Below are 16,291 nucleotides of genomic sequence, written 5' to 3'. Positions count from 1 at the left end.
CGGCTAACGGTCTCGTTTTTGTCATCAAGGCGCCTTTTCAAACCCTACTGTGCATGCCAGTGTTGCACCGCAAACGGGAGCATGGGGTATCCCGTAGGGAGGATTAGTAGATATGCAGCGTAGAAAGTTTATCCGTACCGCGGGCGTTGGTGCCGCGGGCGTTGCCGCCGCGACGACGGTCGCCGCGCCGGCCATCGCCCAGAGCATGCCGGAAGTCAAATGGCGCCTGACCTCGAGCTTTCCCAAGTCGCTCGACACGCTGTACGGCGGCGCAGAGTTGTTCGCCAAGATGGTCGGCGAGATGTCCGACAACAAGTTCCAGGTCAGGGTGTTCGCGGCGGGTGAAATCGTGCCCGGTCTGCAGGTGGCCGACGCGGTGCAGAACGGTACCGTCGAGGCTGGCCAGACTGCAGCCTATTACTATTTCGGCAAGCATCCGAATTTCGTGTTCGAGACCGGCCTGCCGTTCTCGATGAACCAGCGCCAATACTACGCCTGGCTGAATTTCGGCGGCGGCCACGACCTGATCAACGAGTTCTACAAGGAATACAATTTCCGCTCGCTGACCTTCGGGGGCACCGGCTGCCAGATGGGTGGCTGGTTCCGCAAGGAGATCAAGTCGATGGACGACATGAAGGGCCTGAAGTTCCGCGTCGGCGGCTTCGCTGGCCTGATCCTGACCCGTCTCGGTGTCGTGCCGCAGCAGATCGCCGGCGGCGACATCTATCCGGCGCTCGAGAAGGGCACGATCGACGCCTGCGAATGGGTCGGCCCGTACGACGACGAGAAGCTCGGCTTCAACAAGGTCGCCAAGTACTACTACTATCCCGGCTGGTGGGAAGGCGCGTCGGTCGGCTCGCTCTACATCAACAACAAGGCGTGGGACGAACTGCCCAAGCCGTACAAGGCGATGGCCGAGACGGCGGCCGGCCTCGTGACGTCGTGGATGGTGCCGAAGTATGACGCCGGCAATCCCCCGGCGCTGCGTCGCCTGGTTGCGGCCGGCACCGAGCTGCGCCCGTTCCCGCGCTCCGTGCTCGAGCCGTGCTTCAACGAGGCCTACAAGTACTACGACGAGCTCTCGGCCAAGGATCCGAAGTTCAAGAAGATCTACGACAGCCTGAAGGCGTTCCGGGCCGACGAGAACCTGTGGTTCCGCGTCGCCGAGAACACCTTCGACAACTTCAATTTCTCGATGTCGGCCCAGGGCCGGTAGAGAAGCGTCGCCTGAAGCAGAAAGCCCCGCCGGTCCCGGCGGGGCTTTTTCATTTTGTCCCCCCCCGTCCGGCATCGGCGGCATTCGCATATGGGCGAGCCGTCCATTCACCTCCCCACCTTCGGCGGGGAGGTGCCTCTTCATACGGGGTGGAGGGGCCATGAGCCACAAAGAACAGCGGTGCCATGGCCCATGACCCTCCGTCGGCGAAGATGCCGGCACCTCCCCAGCGGAGCTGGGGAGGAGAATCGCAATCAGTTCTTCGGTGGCGCGCCGAAGATCGGCGGTGGGGCGTCATCGCTCGGCGGTGCCTGGATCTCGATCTTGACCTTGCTCGGATCGATGCCAGACGGCTTGTCGAGGAAGTAGGTGACGGATTGCGGCACGGCGATCACGATCGCGACCATGATCAGCTGCAGCAGCACCCAGGGAATCGACCCCCAGTAGATGTCGGAACTCTTCACCTCCTTGGGGGCGACGCTGCGCAAGTAGAACAGCGCGAATCCGAACGGGGGATGCATGAACGAGGTCTGGACGTTCACGCAGAGCATGACGCCGAACCAGATCAGGGCGGCGTCGGCGCCGACCACGGGTGAGAGGAGCTTCTGGGCCACCGGCGACAGCATCGGCACGATGATGAAGGCGATCTCGAAGAAGTCGAGGAAGAAGGCCAGGAAGAAGACGAACAGGTTGACGACGATCAGGAAACCCCAGACGCCGCCCGGCAGGCTCGACATCAGATGCTCGACCCACTGGTTGCCGTCGACACCCTGGAAGGTGATCGAGAAGCAGGTCGCGCCGACCAGGATGAAGGCGACCATGGCGGTGATGCGCATCGTCGCCTGGAAGGCCTGGACGATGAGGTCGCGCAATTCGGTCACCTGCCAGGCACGCCAGCACAGCCATACGACGCCGGCGAACATGATCGTGAAGGCGATCTTGAACGGGACCGACTTGAACGCGACGATTCCGATCAACGCACCGATGACGGCCGACGCACAGCCGGCGCCGAACATGATACGGTCGAATTTGGTCAGCGGCGCATTGCGCACGACCGCGAGCACGATGGCACCGATGGTCCCCATGGCGCCTGCCTCGGTGGGGGTCGCCAGGCCCATCATGATCGTGCCCAGTACGAGGAAGATCAGCACCGCGGCCGGGATGATGCCCCAGGCACACTTGACCAGCAGCGCCCGGCCGAACAGGGTGCGCGGCACAGGCGGCAGGGCGTTCGGCTTGACCAGCGTCAGATAGAACGTATAGGCGGCGAACATCGCGATCTGCAGCAGCGACGGTCCCCAGGCACCAAGGTACATGTCGCCCACCGAGCGGCCGAGCTGATCGGCCAGCACGACCAGCACCAGGGAGGGCGGCACCAGCTGGGTGATCGTGCCCGATGCCGCCAGCACGCCGGTGGCGTAGCGCATGTCGTACTTGTACCGCATCATCACCGGCAGGGTGATCAGCGCCATGGCAATGACCTGGGCCGCCACCGTGCCGGTGATCGCACCCAGGATGAATCCGACAATGATGGTCGAATATCCCAGGCCGCCCTTGATCGGCCCGAACAGCTGACCCATCGATTCGAGCATGTCCTCGGCTAGGCCGCATTTCTCGAGGATGGCGCCCATGAACGTGAAGAATGGGATGGCGAGCAGCAGCTCGTTCGACAGGATGCTGCCGAACACGCGGCCCGGGATGGCCTGCATGAAGGCCATCGTGAAGTAGCCCATCTCGATCGACAGGAAGCCGAAGAAGAAACCGACGGCCGCCAGCGAGAATGCCACCGGGTAGCCGATGATCATGAAGACCACCAGCCCGGCGAACATCAGGGGCGGCATCCACTCCAGAGGGATCATTGCGTCGGCCTCTCGTAGTGCGCTTCGAGGCTTTCGACGGGGATCCCGTTCAGGAAGGCCACACGTTTGATGAGCTCGGAGAGGCCCTGCAGAGCGACCAGCGTGAAACCGACCGGCAGGACCAGCTTGATCGGCCAGCGGAGCAGGCCTCCGGCATTCGAGGAATGCTCGTTGACGACGAAGGCCTGCATGAAGAACGGCCAACTCAGCCAAGCCAGGATGGCACAGGTCGGGAGCAGGAAGACCAGGGTGCCAAGGATATCGACCCAGAGCTGCCCGCGGCGGCTCAAGGTCATGTAGAACAGGTCGACCCGAACATGCTCGTTGCGCTTCAGCGTGTAGGACGCGCCGAACATGACCATGACGGCGAACATGTACCACTGCACTTCCAGCCAGGCGTTCGAGCTGGTGTCGTAGGCATAGCGGATCATCGCATTGCCGCCGCTGACCAGGCAGGCCAGCAAGACCAGCCAGTCGCAGATAAGTCCCAGCTTTTCGTTGACCGTGTCGACGAGTGTGCTGAAAGCCAGCAATAATCGCATTCATCACCCCTGCGCGAGTTCTTGTTGTTTACCCCACCTCGCCGACGGGGGCCGCCCACACCGCGTCATAACGCGGCGCAACCATGGGCGCCACCTCCCGCAACGGTTTCGACCGCTGTGAACCTGCGTCAAGTCGCTCCACCCCGTTGCGACTGCTCATACCATAGGCGCCTAGACGGCCGGCAGTTCCATCCACCCCTCCGGACCGAAGAACTCCAGCGGCCGAAACGCGCTCTTGTAGGCCATCTTGCTCGAATCGGCGATCCAGTAGCCGAGGTAGACGTAGGGCAGGCCGCGCTTGGCGGCATTTTCCGCCAGCCACAGGATCATGTGCGTGCCCAACCCGCGCCGCGGATCCTGGGGATCATAGAAACTGTAAACGGCCGAAACGCCGCTCGACAGCCAGTCGACCAGGCAAGCGCCAACAAGCCGGCCTTCAGTGGAATTGTCCCGGAATTCGATAATGGCAGTCTCGACCGGGCTTTCCTCGACCATGGCGCGATAGTCGTCGAAATCCATGTCGGCCATGTCGCCGTCGCGATGGCGGGTCAGCACATAGCGTGAGAAAAGCGAGAACTGCTCGCCGGTCGCCAGCGGCTGGACCTCCGTGGCGTGGACGCGTTCGTTGCGCCGCAGGATTCGTCGCTGGGCGCGGCTCGGCTCGAAGTCGCGCACGCGGATCCTGACCGGCACGCATGCGCGGCAGCCGTCGCACAGCGGCTTGTAGACGAAATGATGGGAACGTCGAAAACCCGCGTCGGTCAAGGTGTCGTGCTGCGACACGGCGTCAGGTCCGCTCAGCTCGGTGACGAGCTTGGTCTCCAGCCGGTGCGGCAGGTACGGGCAGCGCATCGCCGGCGTCGTGCGAAAAAATCGCAGGGTCTGGATGTTCTGACGAATGAACATAGGAAGCGACAGTGTAGCGCGGCCACGGACGAAGAAAAGCATTCCTCGCTTCGACCTAGGTCGATGGATCGCGACCCGGTCAAGTTCCCAAGCGGCGTCAAGTTCCTTGTCGGCGGCGCGCCAGATGCCTTACCGGTTTCGCTGCCAGCCGCAGCAGCTTGGGCAGCAACCAGACGAGCAACCCGACGAAGACCGCCAGCAGGCACAAAAAAGTGATCGGATGGGAGAGTGCGAGCGCCAGGCCGCCGAACACACTCACATCCTCGACCAGCGAGGCGGCGATGTTGCTGAACGGCTCGGGCGAGGTGTTGATCAGGGCGCGCGAGCCGGTCTTGGCGACGTGCGTGCCTGCGGCCAGCGTACCGCCGAGCAGGCCGGCGATCACCGCGACCTCCTGGCTGAGGCCCGCCGCCGCGCCATAGGCCAACAGGGCGCCGGCCGGCACGCGGACGAAGGTGTGCAGCAGGTCGTTGACGCTGTCGACGTAGGGGATCTTGTCGGCCAGGAAGTTGAGGGCGAACAGGAGCGCTGCCACGCCTAGCACCCACGGCGAAGCGAGGACGTGCAGGTCCGCCGGCAAGGTGACTAGACCCAGCCGCTGGACGCCGCCCAGGACCAGCACCGAGGCATAGGTGTTGAGTCCGCTCGCCCAGCCGGCGCCGAGCGCGACGGCGATGGCGGCCAGCGTTTCGGCGCTCATGCCCGACTCCTCACTGGGCGCCGCCTCACAGAGCTCGCCGCGCCTTGAGCGCGGTGGCGAGCGTGCCGTCGTCCAGCCAGTCGAGCTCGCCGCCGACCGGCACGCCGTGCGCCAGGCGCGTCAGTGGCACGGCCGTGTCGGCCAGGCGTTCGGCCAAGTAATGGGCCGTGGTCTGGCCGTCCACGGTGGCGTTCGTCGCCACGATCACTTCGCGGATGCCACCGGCCGTTACGCGCTTGACCAGGCCGCCGATATTGAGCTCGTCAGGACCGATGCCGTCGAGCGCCGACAGCGAGCCGCCCAGCACATGGTAGCGGCCGGAGAAGATCCTGGCCCGCTCCATGGCCCACAGGTCACCGACATCCTCGACGACGCAGATCAGGCCCTGATCGCGCCGCGGGTCGGCGCAGATCGAGCACGGGTCGATCGTGTCGAGATTGCCGCAGGCCGTGCAGGGGCGGATGGCGCGCGCCGCATCGGCAAGCGCCGCCGCGAGCGGCTGCATCAGGCTTTCCCGCTTCTTCAGGAGATGGAGGGCGACGCGGCGTGCCGAGCGCGGCCCGAGCCCGGGCAATCGGCCGAGCAGCTGGATCAGTCGCTCGATCTCGGGGCCGTTCATGGTTCTTCCTTTTCCTCCCCAGCTTCGCTGGGGCGGTGTCGCCGTCTGACGGCGACGGAGGGGTCATGGCCGGGAGCGCGCCAGTCCGTGGCGCTCATGGCGTGCCGTGCATGAGAAGAATATGAGCGCCACGGAGTGGCGCGCTCCCCGCCATGACTCATGACCCCTCCGCCCCGTATGACGGGGCACCTCCCCAGCAAGCTGGGGAGGAGAATGAGAAGAGCGCGCTCCTACACGGAGTGGCGCGCTCCCTTCGCATCTTCATGGGAGCGGCATCAAAGCTTGAAGCCCGGGGGCAGGGGGAGGCCGCCGGTGATGGTGCGCATCTGCTCCTGCACCGTCTGCTCGACCTTGGCCCGGGCATCGTTGGCCGCGGCGACGATGAGGTCCTCGACCACGCCTTTGTCGGCCGGCACGAACAGCGAGGCGTCGATCTCGACGCGGCGGGTCTCGTTCTTGCCGTTGACTGTGACCTTGACCAGGCCGGCGCCCGAGCTGCCGACGATTTCCAGGCGTTCGAGCTGGGCCTGCAGGTCCTGCATCTTCTGCTGCATCGCCTGGGCCTGCTGCATCAGGCCACCCAGATCCTTCAGTTTGTCGAACATCAGAACTCGCTTTCGGGAATGTCGTCGTCCGCCGGATAGTCGTCCATCGCGGGAGGCTCGTCAGCCGCAGGCATCAGCCCCGCAACAAGGGACGTCTGCTCGCCTTTGCGCCGGACCGTATCGAGCTTGGCGCCGGGAAAGGTCTTGAGGATGGCCTGGACCAGCGGGTCGGCTTCGGCCCGGCTGCGTAGCTGGTCGCCCTGGACCGCCTTCTGCTCGACCAGGGTGGGCTTGCCGGGGGCGGACGAGACCGACGCGATCCAGCGTCGGCCGGTCCACTGGCTGAGCAGGTCGCTCAGCCGGGCGGCCAGGTCGACCGGCGCCTTGGGCTCGGGGCGGAATTCGATCAGGCCGGGCTCGCACCGCACCTCGTGGACGTGATGCATCAGGTGGTGCACCAGCCGCGCCTCACGCTTGGCCTCGAACAGGGCAACGATCTCGGTGAAGCTGCGCGGATTGGGGGGCGCGGCGGCGTCGGCGGCCGGCTGGGCGAGCGCCGTCGTGACCGGCTGGGTGGCGAGGCGGGCGCCGCCACCGCCATTTCCACCGCCACGGGGCGGCGGCGTCGCGGTCGGGGACACCGGTGCCGGCGCCACAGGCGGCGCTGCCGCGGCGCCGTTCTGCAGCGCCTTGATGACGTCGGCAGGCGAGGGCAGGTCGGCCGCATAGCACAGGCGGATCAGCACCATCTCGGCGGCACGCAACGGCGAGGGGGCATCGAGTGTTTCGCGCAATCCCTTGAGCAGGAGACTCCACGCCCGGGTCAGCGTCGCCATGGAGAGCTTGGCCGCGAGAGCAAGGCCGTGTGCGCGTTCGCTGTCGGCCACCGAAGCGGCCGCGTCCGGCGCCACCTTGAGCCGGGTCACCCAATGGGTGAGCTCGAGCAGATCCTCGATGATCACCGCGGGATCGGCGCCCGACTCGTGCATCTCCGACAGCGCCGCGACCACTGCCGGCGCATCGCCGCGCATCGTCTTCTCGAACAGGTCGAGCACCCGGCTGCGGTCGGCCAGGCCCAGCATGTCGCGCACCTGGGCCGCGTCGACCACGCCGCCGCCATGGGCGATCGCCTGGTCCAGCATCGACAGCCCGTCGCGCACCGAGCCATCGGCGGCACGCGCCAGCAGCGCCAGAGCTTCGGGTGAAATCTCGATCTTCTCGGTGGCGGAGATCCGCCCGAAATGCTCGATCAGCGTGTCCTGCGGCACGCGCTTGAGGTCGAAGCGCTGGCACCGGCTCAGCACGGTCACCGGGACCTTGCGAATCTCCGTGGTGGCGAACAGGAACTTGACGTGCGGCGGCGGTTCTTCCAGCGTCTTGAGCAGGGCGTTGAACGCCTTGTCCGATAGCATGTGGACTTCGTCGATGATGTAGACCTTGTAGCGCGCCGAGACCGGACGATAGCGCACGCCCTCGATCAGCTCGCGGACGTCGTCGATGCCGGTGCGCGAAGCGGCGTCCATCTCGATGACGTCGACATGGCGGTCCTCGGTGATCGCCTTGCAATTGTCGCAGACGCCGCAGGGGTCGACGGTCGGCCCTCCCGTCCCGTCGGGGCCGACACAGTTCAGCGCCCTGGCGATGATGCGCGCCGTCGTCGTCTTGCCGACGCCGCGGACGCCGGTGAGCATGAAGGCATGGGCGATGCGGCCGGTCGCGATGGCATTGCGCAGCGTGCGCACCATCGCCTCCTGGCCGATCAAGGTGGTGAAATCGACGGGTCGGTATTTGCGGGCCAGTACCCGGTAGGGAAGCATATCTTTGGCTTCCGGCATGGCGGCGTCCTACCGGCTGACGCGCCGCGGCCCGATGGGCCCGGCGGTCGTCGCGCGCGAGCCGCCCGTCCGCCGCGGCGGCGCGCAAGGCAGGACAGGTGAGGGATCGGCGCGACCCGAAGCGAATTCGTTACGGCTGCTTCCTTCCGGATCTGACCGGGTTGGCGACTGCTCCGCCCGCACCGACCCCTCGAGGCGGTTATATCAGGAGTCTGGCCGGCTGGTGCAAGGGCGGATGTGGGCATTTTCCAGAACCCGCCTCATTTGGCGCGTTTGGAGCGCGTGTGGCAGAAAACGCAACGAACTCAGGCAATTGGATGTCCTGCCAGAATCAGGCGGCGTGCCCGTCGGCGGGCCGTTCCAGGCCAAGATGGTCGCGCAGCGTCGTTCCGCTGTAGTCGGTCCGGAACAGGCCGCGCTCCTGGAGGATCGGCACCACCAGGTCGACGAAGGCATCGAACTGGCCGGGGAAGAAGGGCGGCATGACATTGAACCCGTCGGCCGCGCCGGAACGGAACCAGGTCTCCAACACGTCGGCGATCCGGACGGGCGCGGCGACCAGCAGAAGATGGCCGCGCGCCGCCGCGACCCGGTAGAAGAGCTGCCGCACCGTGAGCTTGTCGCGGCGGGCCATTTCCAGCAGCAAGGCGGCGCGGCTCTTGAGATGCTCGGTCTCCGGCAGGTCGGGCACCGGCTCGTCCAGGGGATGGACCGACATGTCCGTGCCCAACCGTTCCGACAGCACCGTGAAGGCCGTCGTCATCTCGATGTTGCGGTTGAGCTCGGCGAAGATCGCCTGCGCCTCGGCGTCGGTTCGTCCCACCACGGGGAAAACGCCGGGCATGACCAGGGCGCTCTCCGGCCGGCGGCCGCAGGCTGCAACCTGGGACTTGAGGCCATTGTAGAAGGCGCGCGCCTCGTCGAGATCGTTTTGTGCGGTGAACACGACGTCGGCGATGCGCGCGGCGAGCGCCTGGCCGGGACCGGACGAGCCCGCCTGGATCAGCACTGGATGGCCCTGCGGTGGCCGCGGCACGTTGAGGCCGCCATCGACGCCGAAGTACTTGCCCTTGAAGTGCGGGACGTGGAGGCTACCCGGCCGCACGAATCGCCCGCTCGCCTTGTCGGCGATGAAGGCATCGTCGTCCCAGCTGTCCCACAGGATGCGGCAGGCTTCGACGAACTCCTCGGCCATCGCATAGCGTTCCGCGTGCGGTGGATGCTGGCGACCGAACACCGCGGCCGACTTGGCGTAGGCAGTCGTCACGACGTTCCACGCCGCGCGGCCCGCGGACAGGTGATCGAGCGAGGCGAAGCCGCGGGCGACGTGATAGGGCTCGGCGTAGGTCGTGGAGGCCGTTGCCGCGAGGCCGAGCCGGCTGGTGCCCATCGCCAGCGCCGACAGGAGCGTCAGCGGCTCGAACTTGCCGATCGTCGACGGATGCTCGCCGTAGCCGGTGGCGAAGCCGTCGCCCAGGAAGAACATGTCGAACTTGCCGCGCTCGGCCGACGCGGCGATGTGCTTCATCAGGGCGAGATTCGGCCCGCTCGCGACCGCATCCGGATGACGCCAGCCGGCAACATGGTGGCCGGGAGTCTGCACGAAGACGCCGAGGCGCATCTGGTGCGGTCGTTGGGGAACGTAACTCTGATTCATGGATCATCTTCGCCTCTGACGATGCGCTGCAACAGCGCATGGGCCGTCCCGTGCCACAGCAGTGCAGAGACCACGACGTTGGTATCAAGAACAATCCGCATCGCTGCCTGGGGCGCGACGTGCGGCACGCACCGCTTTCACCTCCGCGTCGATCTTCTCCTCCGTCAACCGCGGGGCACCTGCCGCTTCCAGCGCCGGTGCGACAGCGAGCAGCCTCTCCAGCGCGCTCAAGCGGCGCGCCTTGGTGGCGACGAGGTCGACGAAATCCTCGACCTCGGCAATACGCTCGGCCGGAAGCGCATGTATCCTGGCGACTAAGACCTGCTTGTCGGACATGGTGGTTCTCGGCTTGGCCAAATCCAACTATAGCCGGGCAGTTGCCGCACGCACGGCTTTGCGTCGGTTTTTGTGCTTGAATTGCCCTTGGCGGGCCGGGGCCTCAAGAAGCCTCAATGCGCCGAGTAGCGCATGCCGCCATCGACTGGAATGACGGTACCCGTGATGTAGCGGGCGAGCGGCGAGGCCAGGAAAGCCACCAGGTGGGCGATGTCCGCCGGCTCGCCGAAATAGCCGATCGGGATGTTCCGCTCGATGAAGCTGCGGCGCGATTCTTCCGTCGGATGCAGCTTTTCCAGGATCTGCTCGCTATTGATGCGACCAGGCTGAATGGTGTTGACGGTCACGCCTTCGACCGCGACCTCGCAGGCGAGACCCTTGGCCCATGGATGCAGGGCTGCTTTGGCGGTGACTGCCGCATTGAGGCCGCGCGGCTCCATGGTGCCGCTGATGTTGATGATGCGTCCCCATCCGCGCGTGCGCATGCCCGGCAGCAGGGCTGTCGCCAGTCGGCGCGCCGAAGCGAAGTTCAAGGCGAAGGCCTCCTCCCAGAACTTCTCGCCGGCATCCACCGTGGTCGGCCGGGAGCCGCCGGCGCAATTGACCAGGATGTCGACCTGACCGAGCGCCGACGTCGCCGCGGTGCCGATCTGCGCGACCGCTGCTGCATCGGTGATGTCGCCGGCGATCGCCACGGGGCGAGAATATCCTTCGCCAGCCAGAGACGCTCCGAGACGCTCGATGTTCTCGATGCGCCGTGCCGTGGCGGCGACCTTCACGCCTTGCCGGGCCAGCAACTGCACGACGCCGGCGCCGATGCCGGCGCTCGCACCCGTGACTAGGCACGTCCGGCCGGTCAGCTCGAAATCCATTGCGTCCCGCGTAGACCGTACTCAGCCGCCGCGCGTCGGCACCACGGCGATGTCGACCGAGGGGCGCAGCTCGGCGCACACCTTCAGGACTTCGTGGATATTGCTGTTCATGAACTTGTCGAACGGCGTCTCGTCCTTGGCCGAGCTCTGGTCAATCGCCGGGAAGGCCTGCTGCTTCAGGATGTAGTCGAAGCGCGATGCCCATTTGCGGGCCCCCAGTCGGGCCGTGGTGGAGCAGTTGTCGACCATGTAGGACACGCCCTTGTAGTCCATGTAGGGATTGAGCGAATCGACCGCCTCGATGATCGATTCGTTGGCGATCTCCGAGTAGGGATGGCCGCGGTCCTTCAGGAGATCGACCTGGGCCATCATGCACGCCATGTAGACGCCTGCGGTCTCGGGATTGATCGGCGCGTAGTTGCGCTGGGCGTTGGCGCGCACCTTCTCGCCGACCACCCACATGTCGGTGCTGTCGATCTTGCCCATGGGGTAGGTGCCGTGTCGCCGTGTCGCCTGGATGACGCTGCGCACCTCGTTGCCCGAGGCGACGTCGTCGTAGATTTCCTCGAGGATCTCGCGCGAGGGATGGTAGGCGGCGTTGAACGCCTTGCGGAAAGCCGCCTTCTCCTTGTCGTCGAGCTGCTCGTAGACGGCCTTCAGGCCGGACCGCGAGATCGTCTTGCTGATCGGGCCGGTGATCGACTCGGAGGTATTGAGATAGGCATCGTCCTTGGCCATGCCGTTGCCGACATAGCGTGCATAGAGGCTTTCGGCGATGCCGTGCACGGCGCCGAGCAGGATGCCGCGTTCGCCGAAGATGTCGGAGCGGTATTCCGATTCGAGCGTGGTCTCGAACGTGTAGGGGGAGCCCAGCGCAACCGACCAGCCGAGCGCATAGTCGGTGGCCTTGCCATTGACGTCCTGCTGGACCGCGAAGCTCGCATTGATGCCGGCGCCGTTGACCTCGCGGCCCTGCTCGTAGAGGCGGCGGACGGACGGGCCCATGCCCTTGGGGCAGACGGCGATGACGTTGATGTTCTTGGGGAAGTCCTCGCCCTGCGCCTGCAGATGCGACAGCAGGAAGCCGTGGCTGAGGCCGAGCGTCGTGGCCGGCCGGAAGGCGGCGAAGATCTTCTTGTAGTTCTCCGCGAAAGCGGCATCGGAGATCAGCAGCAGCGACATGTCGCTCTCGCGGATCACGTCGTACATTTCGCCCAGCGTGCCGTTTTCCTTGGTGAATCCGACGGCCGCGGCTTCCTTCATGGAGGACGATCCCTCGCGCAGGCCGACTTTGACGCGGATCCCCGACCCTTCGAGAGATTCGCGCAGGTTCTGGGCCTGGGCCGGACCCTGGGAGGACCAGCCGATGACGCCAATCTGCTTGATGCCGTCGAAGGCTTTGGGCAGGAGGGGGAACAAATGGCGGCCGCCGGCGACGATGGTCTCCTCGCGGTCGGCCATCTTGACGACGCGGGTTTCGAACACCTTGGAGGTGAAGCTCATCGACCGGATCCTTCGTGTGGCAGGGCTGGCATTCTGGCAGTGCCTAGTGACGGGCCGGGGAGGCCGAGTCAAGCGCACCAGTGGCGCGCGGCCATTCTAGCGGGACACCGACTCCGGCAGCCACAACGCGATCTGCGGAAAGGCGATCAGGACCAGGATCAGGATGACCTGCGCGACGATGAACGGTGTGACCCCGCGGAAGATCGTTTCCAGGGGTACGTCCTGGGCCATGCCCTTGATCACGAACACGTTCATGCCGATCGGCGGCGTGATCAGGCCGAGCTCGACCACCATAACGATGATGATTCCGAACCAGACGGGATCGTAACCCAGCGCCTTGACGATCGGGAACACGATCGGGATGGTCAGCAGGATCATTGCCAGCGAGTCGAGCAGGCAGCCGAGCACGAAATACATCGCGATGATGACCAGGAGCACGGCCGTCGGACCAAGCGGCAGGCCGGAGATCCAGTCGCTGACCAGGGTCGGTACCGAGGCCAGGATCAGGAGGTTGTTGAACAGGATGGCGCCGATCAGCACCGTGAAGATCATCGCCGTGGTCTTGACTGTGTCGATCAGCGATGTCCGCAGGAGCTGGGCTGGTGTCTTGCGGTTGATCAGGCCGAGCACGAAGGCGCCGCACGCGCCCACGCTGGCGGCCTCGGTCGGCGAGAACAGGCCGACATAAAGCCCGCCGATCACGACCAGGAAAAGGACAGCCGTGCCCCAGACGCTTCCCAGAACCTTGAACCGCTCCGGCATCGGTGTGCGCTCCGCCGGCGGGCCGAGGGTCGGATCGATGCGCGTCGAGATGGCGATTGCCGCCATGAAGCCCAATACCGTCAGGATGCCCGGGACGAAACCGGCCAGGAACAGCGCCGAGATGCTGGTCTCGGTCAACAGGCCATAGATCACCATGACGACGCTGGGCGGGATCAGGATGCCGATCGTGCCGCCGGCCGCCACCGCGCCGGTGGCCAGCTTGTCTGCGTACTTGTACTTGCGCATTTCCGGCAGCGCGATCTGTGCCATGGTCGCCGCCGTCGCGAGGCTCGAGCCGCAGATCGCCGCGAAGGCGCCGCAGGCGCCGATCGTCGCGAGCGCCAGTCCGCCGCGGCGATGACCGAGCCAAGCGTGGCAGGCGCGATAGAGCGACTCGCTGAGCCCCGCCTCGCTTGCGATGTAGCCCATCAGCACGAACATGGGGATCACGGAAAGGTTGTAGGCGAGCCCGGTCTCGTAGGCCGTCTGTCCGAGCAGGGCGAGCGCTGCGCTCAAGTCTATGAGCAGCAGCGTTCCGATGAACCCGCTCAGGCCCATGGCGAAGCCGAGCGGCATGCCGCCAACCAGCAGCACGAACAGCAGGGCGAGGATCAGGATGGCGATGAGCGACGGCGGCATGCGGGAAGCGCTAATCCTGGAATGGACGCTCGGCTGCCGCGGGAGCCGACTTGCCGGGGTGCGCCGCGCGGTCGGCCGAGTCGATTGCTTGCAGGATCAGTCCGGTGACCAGGAACAGGCCCCCGGCGGCGATCACGTAGGCGATCGGCCACAGGGGGAAGTTCCAGATCGGTGTGGAATCGCCCTTCGACGCGATGAATGCCGCCTGCAGCCACAGCCGCCAGACCATGATCGAGACGAAGCCAAGCGACAGGATGTTGGTGACGAGGCCGAGCCAGATGCAAGCGCGCTCCGACAGCCGCAGCGTGACGACGTCGACCATGATGTGCCCGCGCTGATGGGTGACCAGGCCGACCCCCAGGAACACGATCAGGGCCATTGCCATCTCGGTTATCTCGACCGTGAAGGTGAAGCCCGCGTTGAAGACCTTGCGCGCGATCACGTCCAGGAAGGTGACGACCGCGATCAGCGCCAGCACGACCGCGGCGATACGGGCGAGCCAGGCCGTGACCAGCCCGTTGAGCCGCGCGACGCGGCTGGTCAGCACATCGGTCACGACCGCCTCAGTTCGAGGCGGCCTTGATCATCTGCTTCAGGTCGTCGAGAAGCTTTTGGCCGTCTTCGCCCTTCGCCTTGGCCTTCTTGATCCACTCGTCGGTGGTCACCTGCAGGAGCGGCCGCCACTTGTCGAGCTCGGCCGGCACGATGGTCTCGATGGCGTGGTTGCGCTTCTTCGCGTCGGCCCTGCCGCGCTCGTCCGCGGCATCCCAATACTTGCCGAAGAGGGCCGAGCCGGTCGCGCCGCTCGCCTTCATGAGCGCCGCCTTGTTTTCCGGCGTGAGCTTGTCGATCGCCTTCGTGTTGCCGACGATCATGAAGGTCGCCGTGAGCAAGCCGCCGGGAATTTCCAGGTGGAACTTGGCGAGCTCGTTGAGGCGGAAGCTGTTGATCGCCTCCCAGGGAAACACGGTGCCGTCAACCACGCCGCGCTGCAGCGATTCGTAGGCCTCGGTTGCGGGGAGGGTGGCGACCGACCAGCCGAGCGCCTTGGCGACCGGCACACTGGCACCAGCGACGCGCATCTTGAGCGCCCGGATCTCCTCCAGCGTCCGCGCCGGCTTGGCGAGATGGACGCCGAACGGCCCGGTGGTGAAGGCCGTCACCAGTGTGGCGTCGGTGAATTCCTTGGCTGCCAGGTTGTGCTTGGCATACCACTTCCACAGCACCGAGCTGCACACGGTCGAGTTCGGGCACAGGAACGGCAGCTCCGGCCCCTGGAACAGGTCGAAGCGGCCGGCGGTGTAGCCCGGGACGTGCCAGGCGAGGTCGCGCACGCCGTTCTTGACGACATCGTACTGGCCGTCGGGCTTGGCCAGCGGGGCCTTGTCGATCTCGATCACGAGGTTGCCGCCAGAGGCCTCGAGAACCGTCTTCGCCCAGGCCTCCTGGGTCTGCACCATGTGATGGCTCGGCCCGGCCCAGTACGCCATCTTCAGGGTCTGCTTCTGGGCAAATGCGGAACCGGCGCCGAATGCAACCAACACTCCGGCGGCCAACGCGAGCAACGCAGATTTCCGATGCATGATGAGTTCCTCCCTGGAACACCAGTGCGCGCCTTGTTCGGCTCGTCGTCCGGAGGTGTCACGGTATCGCGGATGCAGCGGACGGGCAACGGGCGGCGTGCTTCCGATCCTGGAGCCCTTCCGATGTCATCCTCCGCGTGTTCTACGGTGGCCGGGATTACGAATGCATTCTGCGTGGCCGGGCGACGGACTGAGCAACGGAACAAGTTGGAGCGTGCCTGGGCACCTACCTCACTTGCTCGGCGCGCATCTTTGCCGTCGCCTTGGCATTCACGACGCCCTTGGCCGACACGACCACGCCGTAGTCCCGCTTCGCCGTCCTGACCGAGATGACGCCGTCCAGCACGTCGTCGGCGACCTTGGCCGGATCGCGCTCCAGCGGGTTGCCGTAGCCGCCGCCGGCCGGGCCGTAGCAGACGAAGCGGCCGCCCGCAGCGACGTTCATGTGCGGCACCTTGGAGGGCAGGGCGCGCGTCTTGCCGTCGGCCACCAGGTCGAGCTTGGCGGGCATGCCCTCGGCGCCGCCCAGGAAGCCCCACGGACGGTAGCGGTGACCCTCGCCCTCCACGGAGGCGCCGCCGTCGCTCAAAAAGGCGAACTCGCGCACCGAGCCCAGACCGCCGCGCCATTTGCCGGCGCCGGCCACGTCCTCGCGCAGCTCGTAGCGCAGGACGCGCAGCGGCAGGTGGGTCTCGATGTCCTCGATCGGGTTGTTGC

Annotated in this window: 16 protein-coding genes and 1 other RNA gene; 1 reads left to right on the top strand and 16 read right to left on the bottom strand. The window is 65.9% G+C overall.

What is annotated here, in order from left to right; all coding sequences use genetic code 11:
• The first annotated feature begins 112 nt into the window (after positions 1-112).
• Entirely contained in the window at positions 113-1,216 is a 1,104-nt protein-coding gene (locus tag AB7O82_RS03655) for a TRAP transporter substrate-binding protein (protein ID WP_428553411.1), read from the top strand.
• Between the two features lie 254 nt (positions 1,217-1,470).
• On the opposite strand, the gene AB7O82_RS03650 is transcribed toward AB7O82_RS03655, so the two are convergent.
• The 16 genes from AB7O82_RS03650 to AB7O82_RS03575 all read right to left on the bottom strand — a co-directional run.
• Positions 1,471-3,075 (bottom strand): TRAP transporter large permease, encoded by a 1,605-nt coding sequence (locus AB7O82_RS03650; RefSeq protein WP_428553407.1) that lies wholly within the window; start codon positions 3,073-3,075, stop codon positions 1,471-1,473.
• Positions 3,072-3,617: a TRAP transporter small permease subunit gene (locus tag AB7O82_RS03645; RefSeq protein WP_428553404.1), complete on the bottom strand. Its 546-nt coding sequence runs from the start codon at positions 3,615-3,617 to the stop codon at positions 3,072-3,074. The genes AB7O82_RS03650 and AB7O82_RS03645 overlap by 4 nt, the downstream gene beginning before the upstream one ends.
• Positions 3,618-3,788: 171 nt before the next feature.
• Entirely contained in the window at positions 3,789-4,523 is a 735-nt protein-coding gene (locus tag AB7O82_RS03640; RefSeq protein WP_428553401.1) for an arginyltransferase, read from the bottom strand.
• 97 nt (positions 4,524-4,620) lie between these two features.
• A complete protein-coding gene (locus AB7O82_RS03635; RefSeq protein WP_428553398.1) occupies positions 4,621-5,223 on the bottom strand; it encodes a DUF4126 domain-containing protein in 603 nt (200 codons plus the stop codon).
• A gap of 25 nt (positions 5,224-5,248) precedes the next feature.
• The gene (recR, locus tag AB7O82_RS03630; protein ID WP_428553395.1) at positions 5,249-5,842 is read right to left on the bottom strand and encodes a recombination mediator RecR; all 594 of its coding nucleotides are present in this window, start codon (positions 5,840-5,842) and stop codon (positions 5,249-5,251) included.
• A gap of 275 nt (positions 5,843-6,117) precedes the next feature.
• Positions 6,118-6,435, bottom strand: a complete 318-nt coding sequence (locus AB7O82_RS03625) for a YbaB/EbfC family nucleoid-associated protein (RefSeq protein WP_428552792.1) — start codon at positions 6,433-6,435, stop codon at positions 6,118-6,120.
• An 11-nt stretch (positions 6,436-6,446) separates the two neighbouring features.
• Positions 6,447-8,222 carry a DNA polymerase III subunit gamma/tau gene (locus AB7O82_RS03620; RefSeq protein ID WP_428552772.1) on the bottom strand — a complete coding sequence of 592 codons (1,776 nt, stop codon included), beginning with the start codon at positions 8,220-8,222 and terminating at the stop codon, positions 6,447-6,449.
• A 97-nt stretch (positions 8,223-8,319) separates the two neighbouring features.
• An RNA gene (gene ffs / locus AB7O82_RS03615) (signal recognition particle sRNA small type) lies at positions 8,320-8,414 on the bottom strand.
• Positions 8,415-8,553: 139 nt separating this feature from the next.
• The gene (locus AB7O82_RS03610) at positions 8,554-9,879 is read right to left on the bottom strand and encodes an LLM class flavin-dependent oxidoreductase (RefSeq protein WP_428552775.1); all 1,326 of its coding nucleotides are present in this window, start codon (positions 9,877-9,879) and stop codon (positions 8,554-8,556) included.
• A gap of 84 nt (positions 9,880-9,963) precedes the next feature.
• Entirely contained in the window at positions 9,964-10,215 is a 252-nt protein-coding gene (locus tag AB7O82_RS03605; protein WP_428552778.1) for a hypothetical protein, read from the bottom strand.
• A gap of 113 nt (positions 10,216-10,328) precedes the next feature.
• Positions 10,329-11,087: an SDR family NAD(P)-dependent oxidoreductase gene (locus tag AB7O82_RS03600; RefSeq protein WP_428552780.1), complete on the bottom strand. Its 759-nt coding sequence runs from the start codon at positions 11,085-11,087 to the stop codon at positions 10,329-10,331.
• A 21-nt stretch (positions 11,088-11,108) separates the two neighbouring features.
• A complete protein-coding gene (locus AB7O82_RS03595; protein ID WP_428552783.1) occupies positions 11,109-12,590 on the bottom strand; it encodes a hypothetical protein in 1,482 nt (493 codons plus the stop codon).
• A gap of 96 nt (positions 12,591-12,686) precedes the next feature.
• Positions 12,687-13,991: a TRAP transporter large permease gene (locus AB7O82_RS03590; protein ID WP_428552786.1), complete on the bottom strand. Its 1,305-nt coding sequence runs from the start codon at positions 13,989-13,991 to the stop codon at positions 12,687-12,689.
• A gap of 10 nt (positions 13,992-14,001) precedes the next feature.
• Positions 14,002-14,547, bottom strand: coding sequence for a TRAP transporter small permease (locus tag AB7O82_RS03585; protein WP_428552789.1), 546 nt, complete (start codon positions 14,545-14,547; stop codon positions 14,002-14,004).
• A 7-nt stretch (positions 14,548-14,554) separates the two neighbouring features.
• Positions 14,555-15,574, bottom strand: a complete 1,020-nt coding sequence (locus AB7O82_RS03580) for a TRAP transporter substrate-binding protein (protein ID WP_428618659.1) — start codon at positions 15,572-15,574, stop codon at positions 14,555-14,557.
• Between the two features lie 226 nt (positions 15,575-15,800).
• A partial coding sequence (locus AB7O82_RS03575; RefSeq protein ID WP_428618657.1) for a hydantoinase B/oxoprolinase family protein occupies positions 15,801-16,291 on the bottom strand: 491 nt, incomplete at its 5' end.

The organism is Reyranella sp. (genome assembly GCF_050185545.1).
Classification (GTDB): domain Bacteria; phylum Pseudomonadota; class Alphaproteobacteria; order Reyranellales; family Reyranellaceae; genus Reyranella.
The sequence above is the reverse complement of the archived record's forward strand: the minus strand, read 5'-3'. Positions and strand labels throughout refer to the sequence as shown.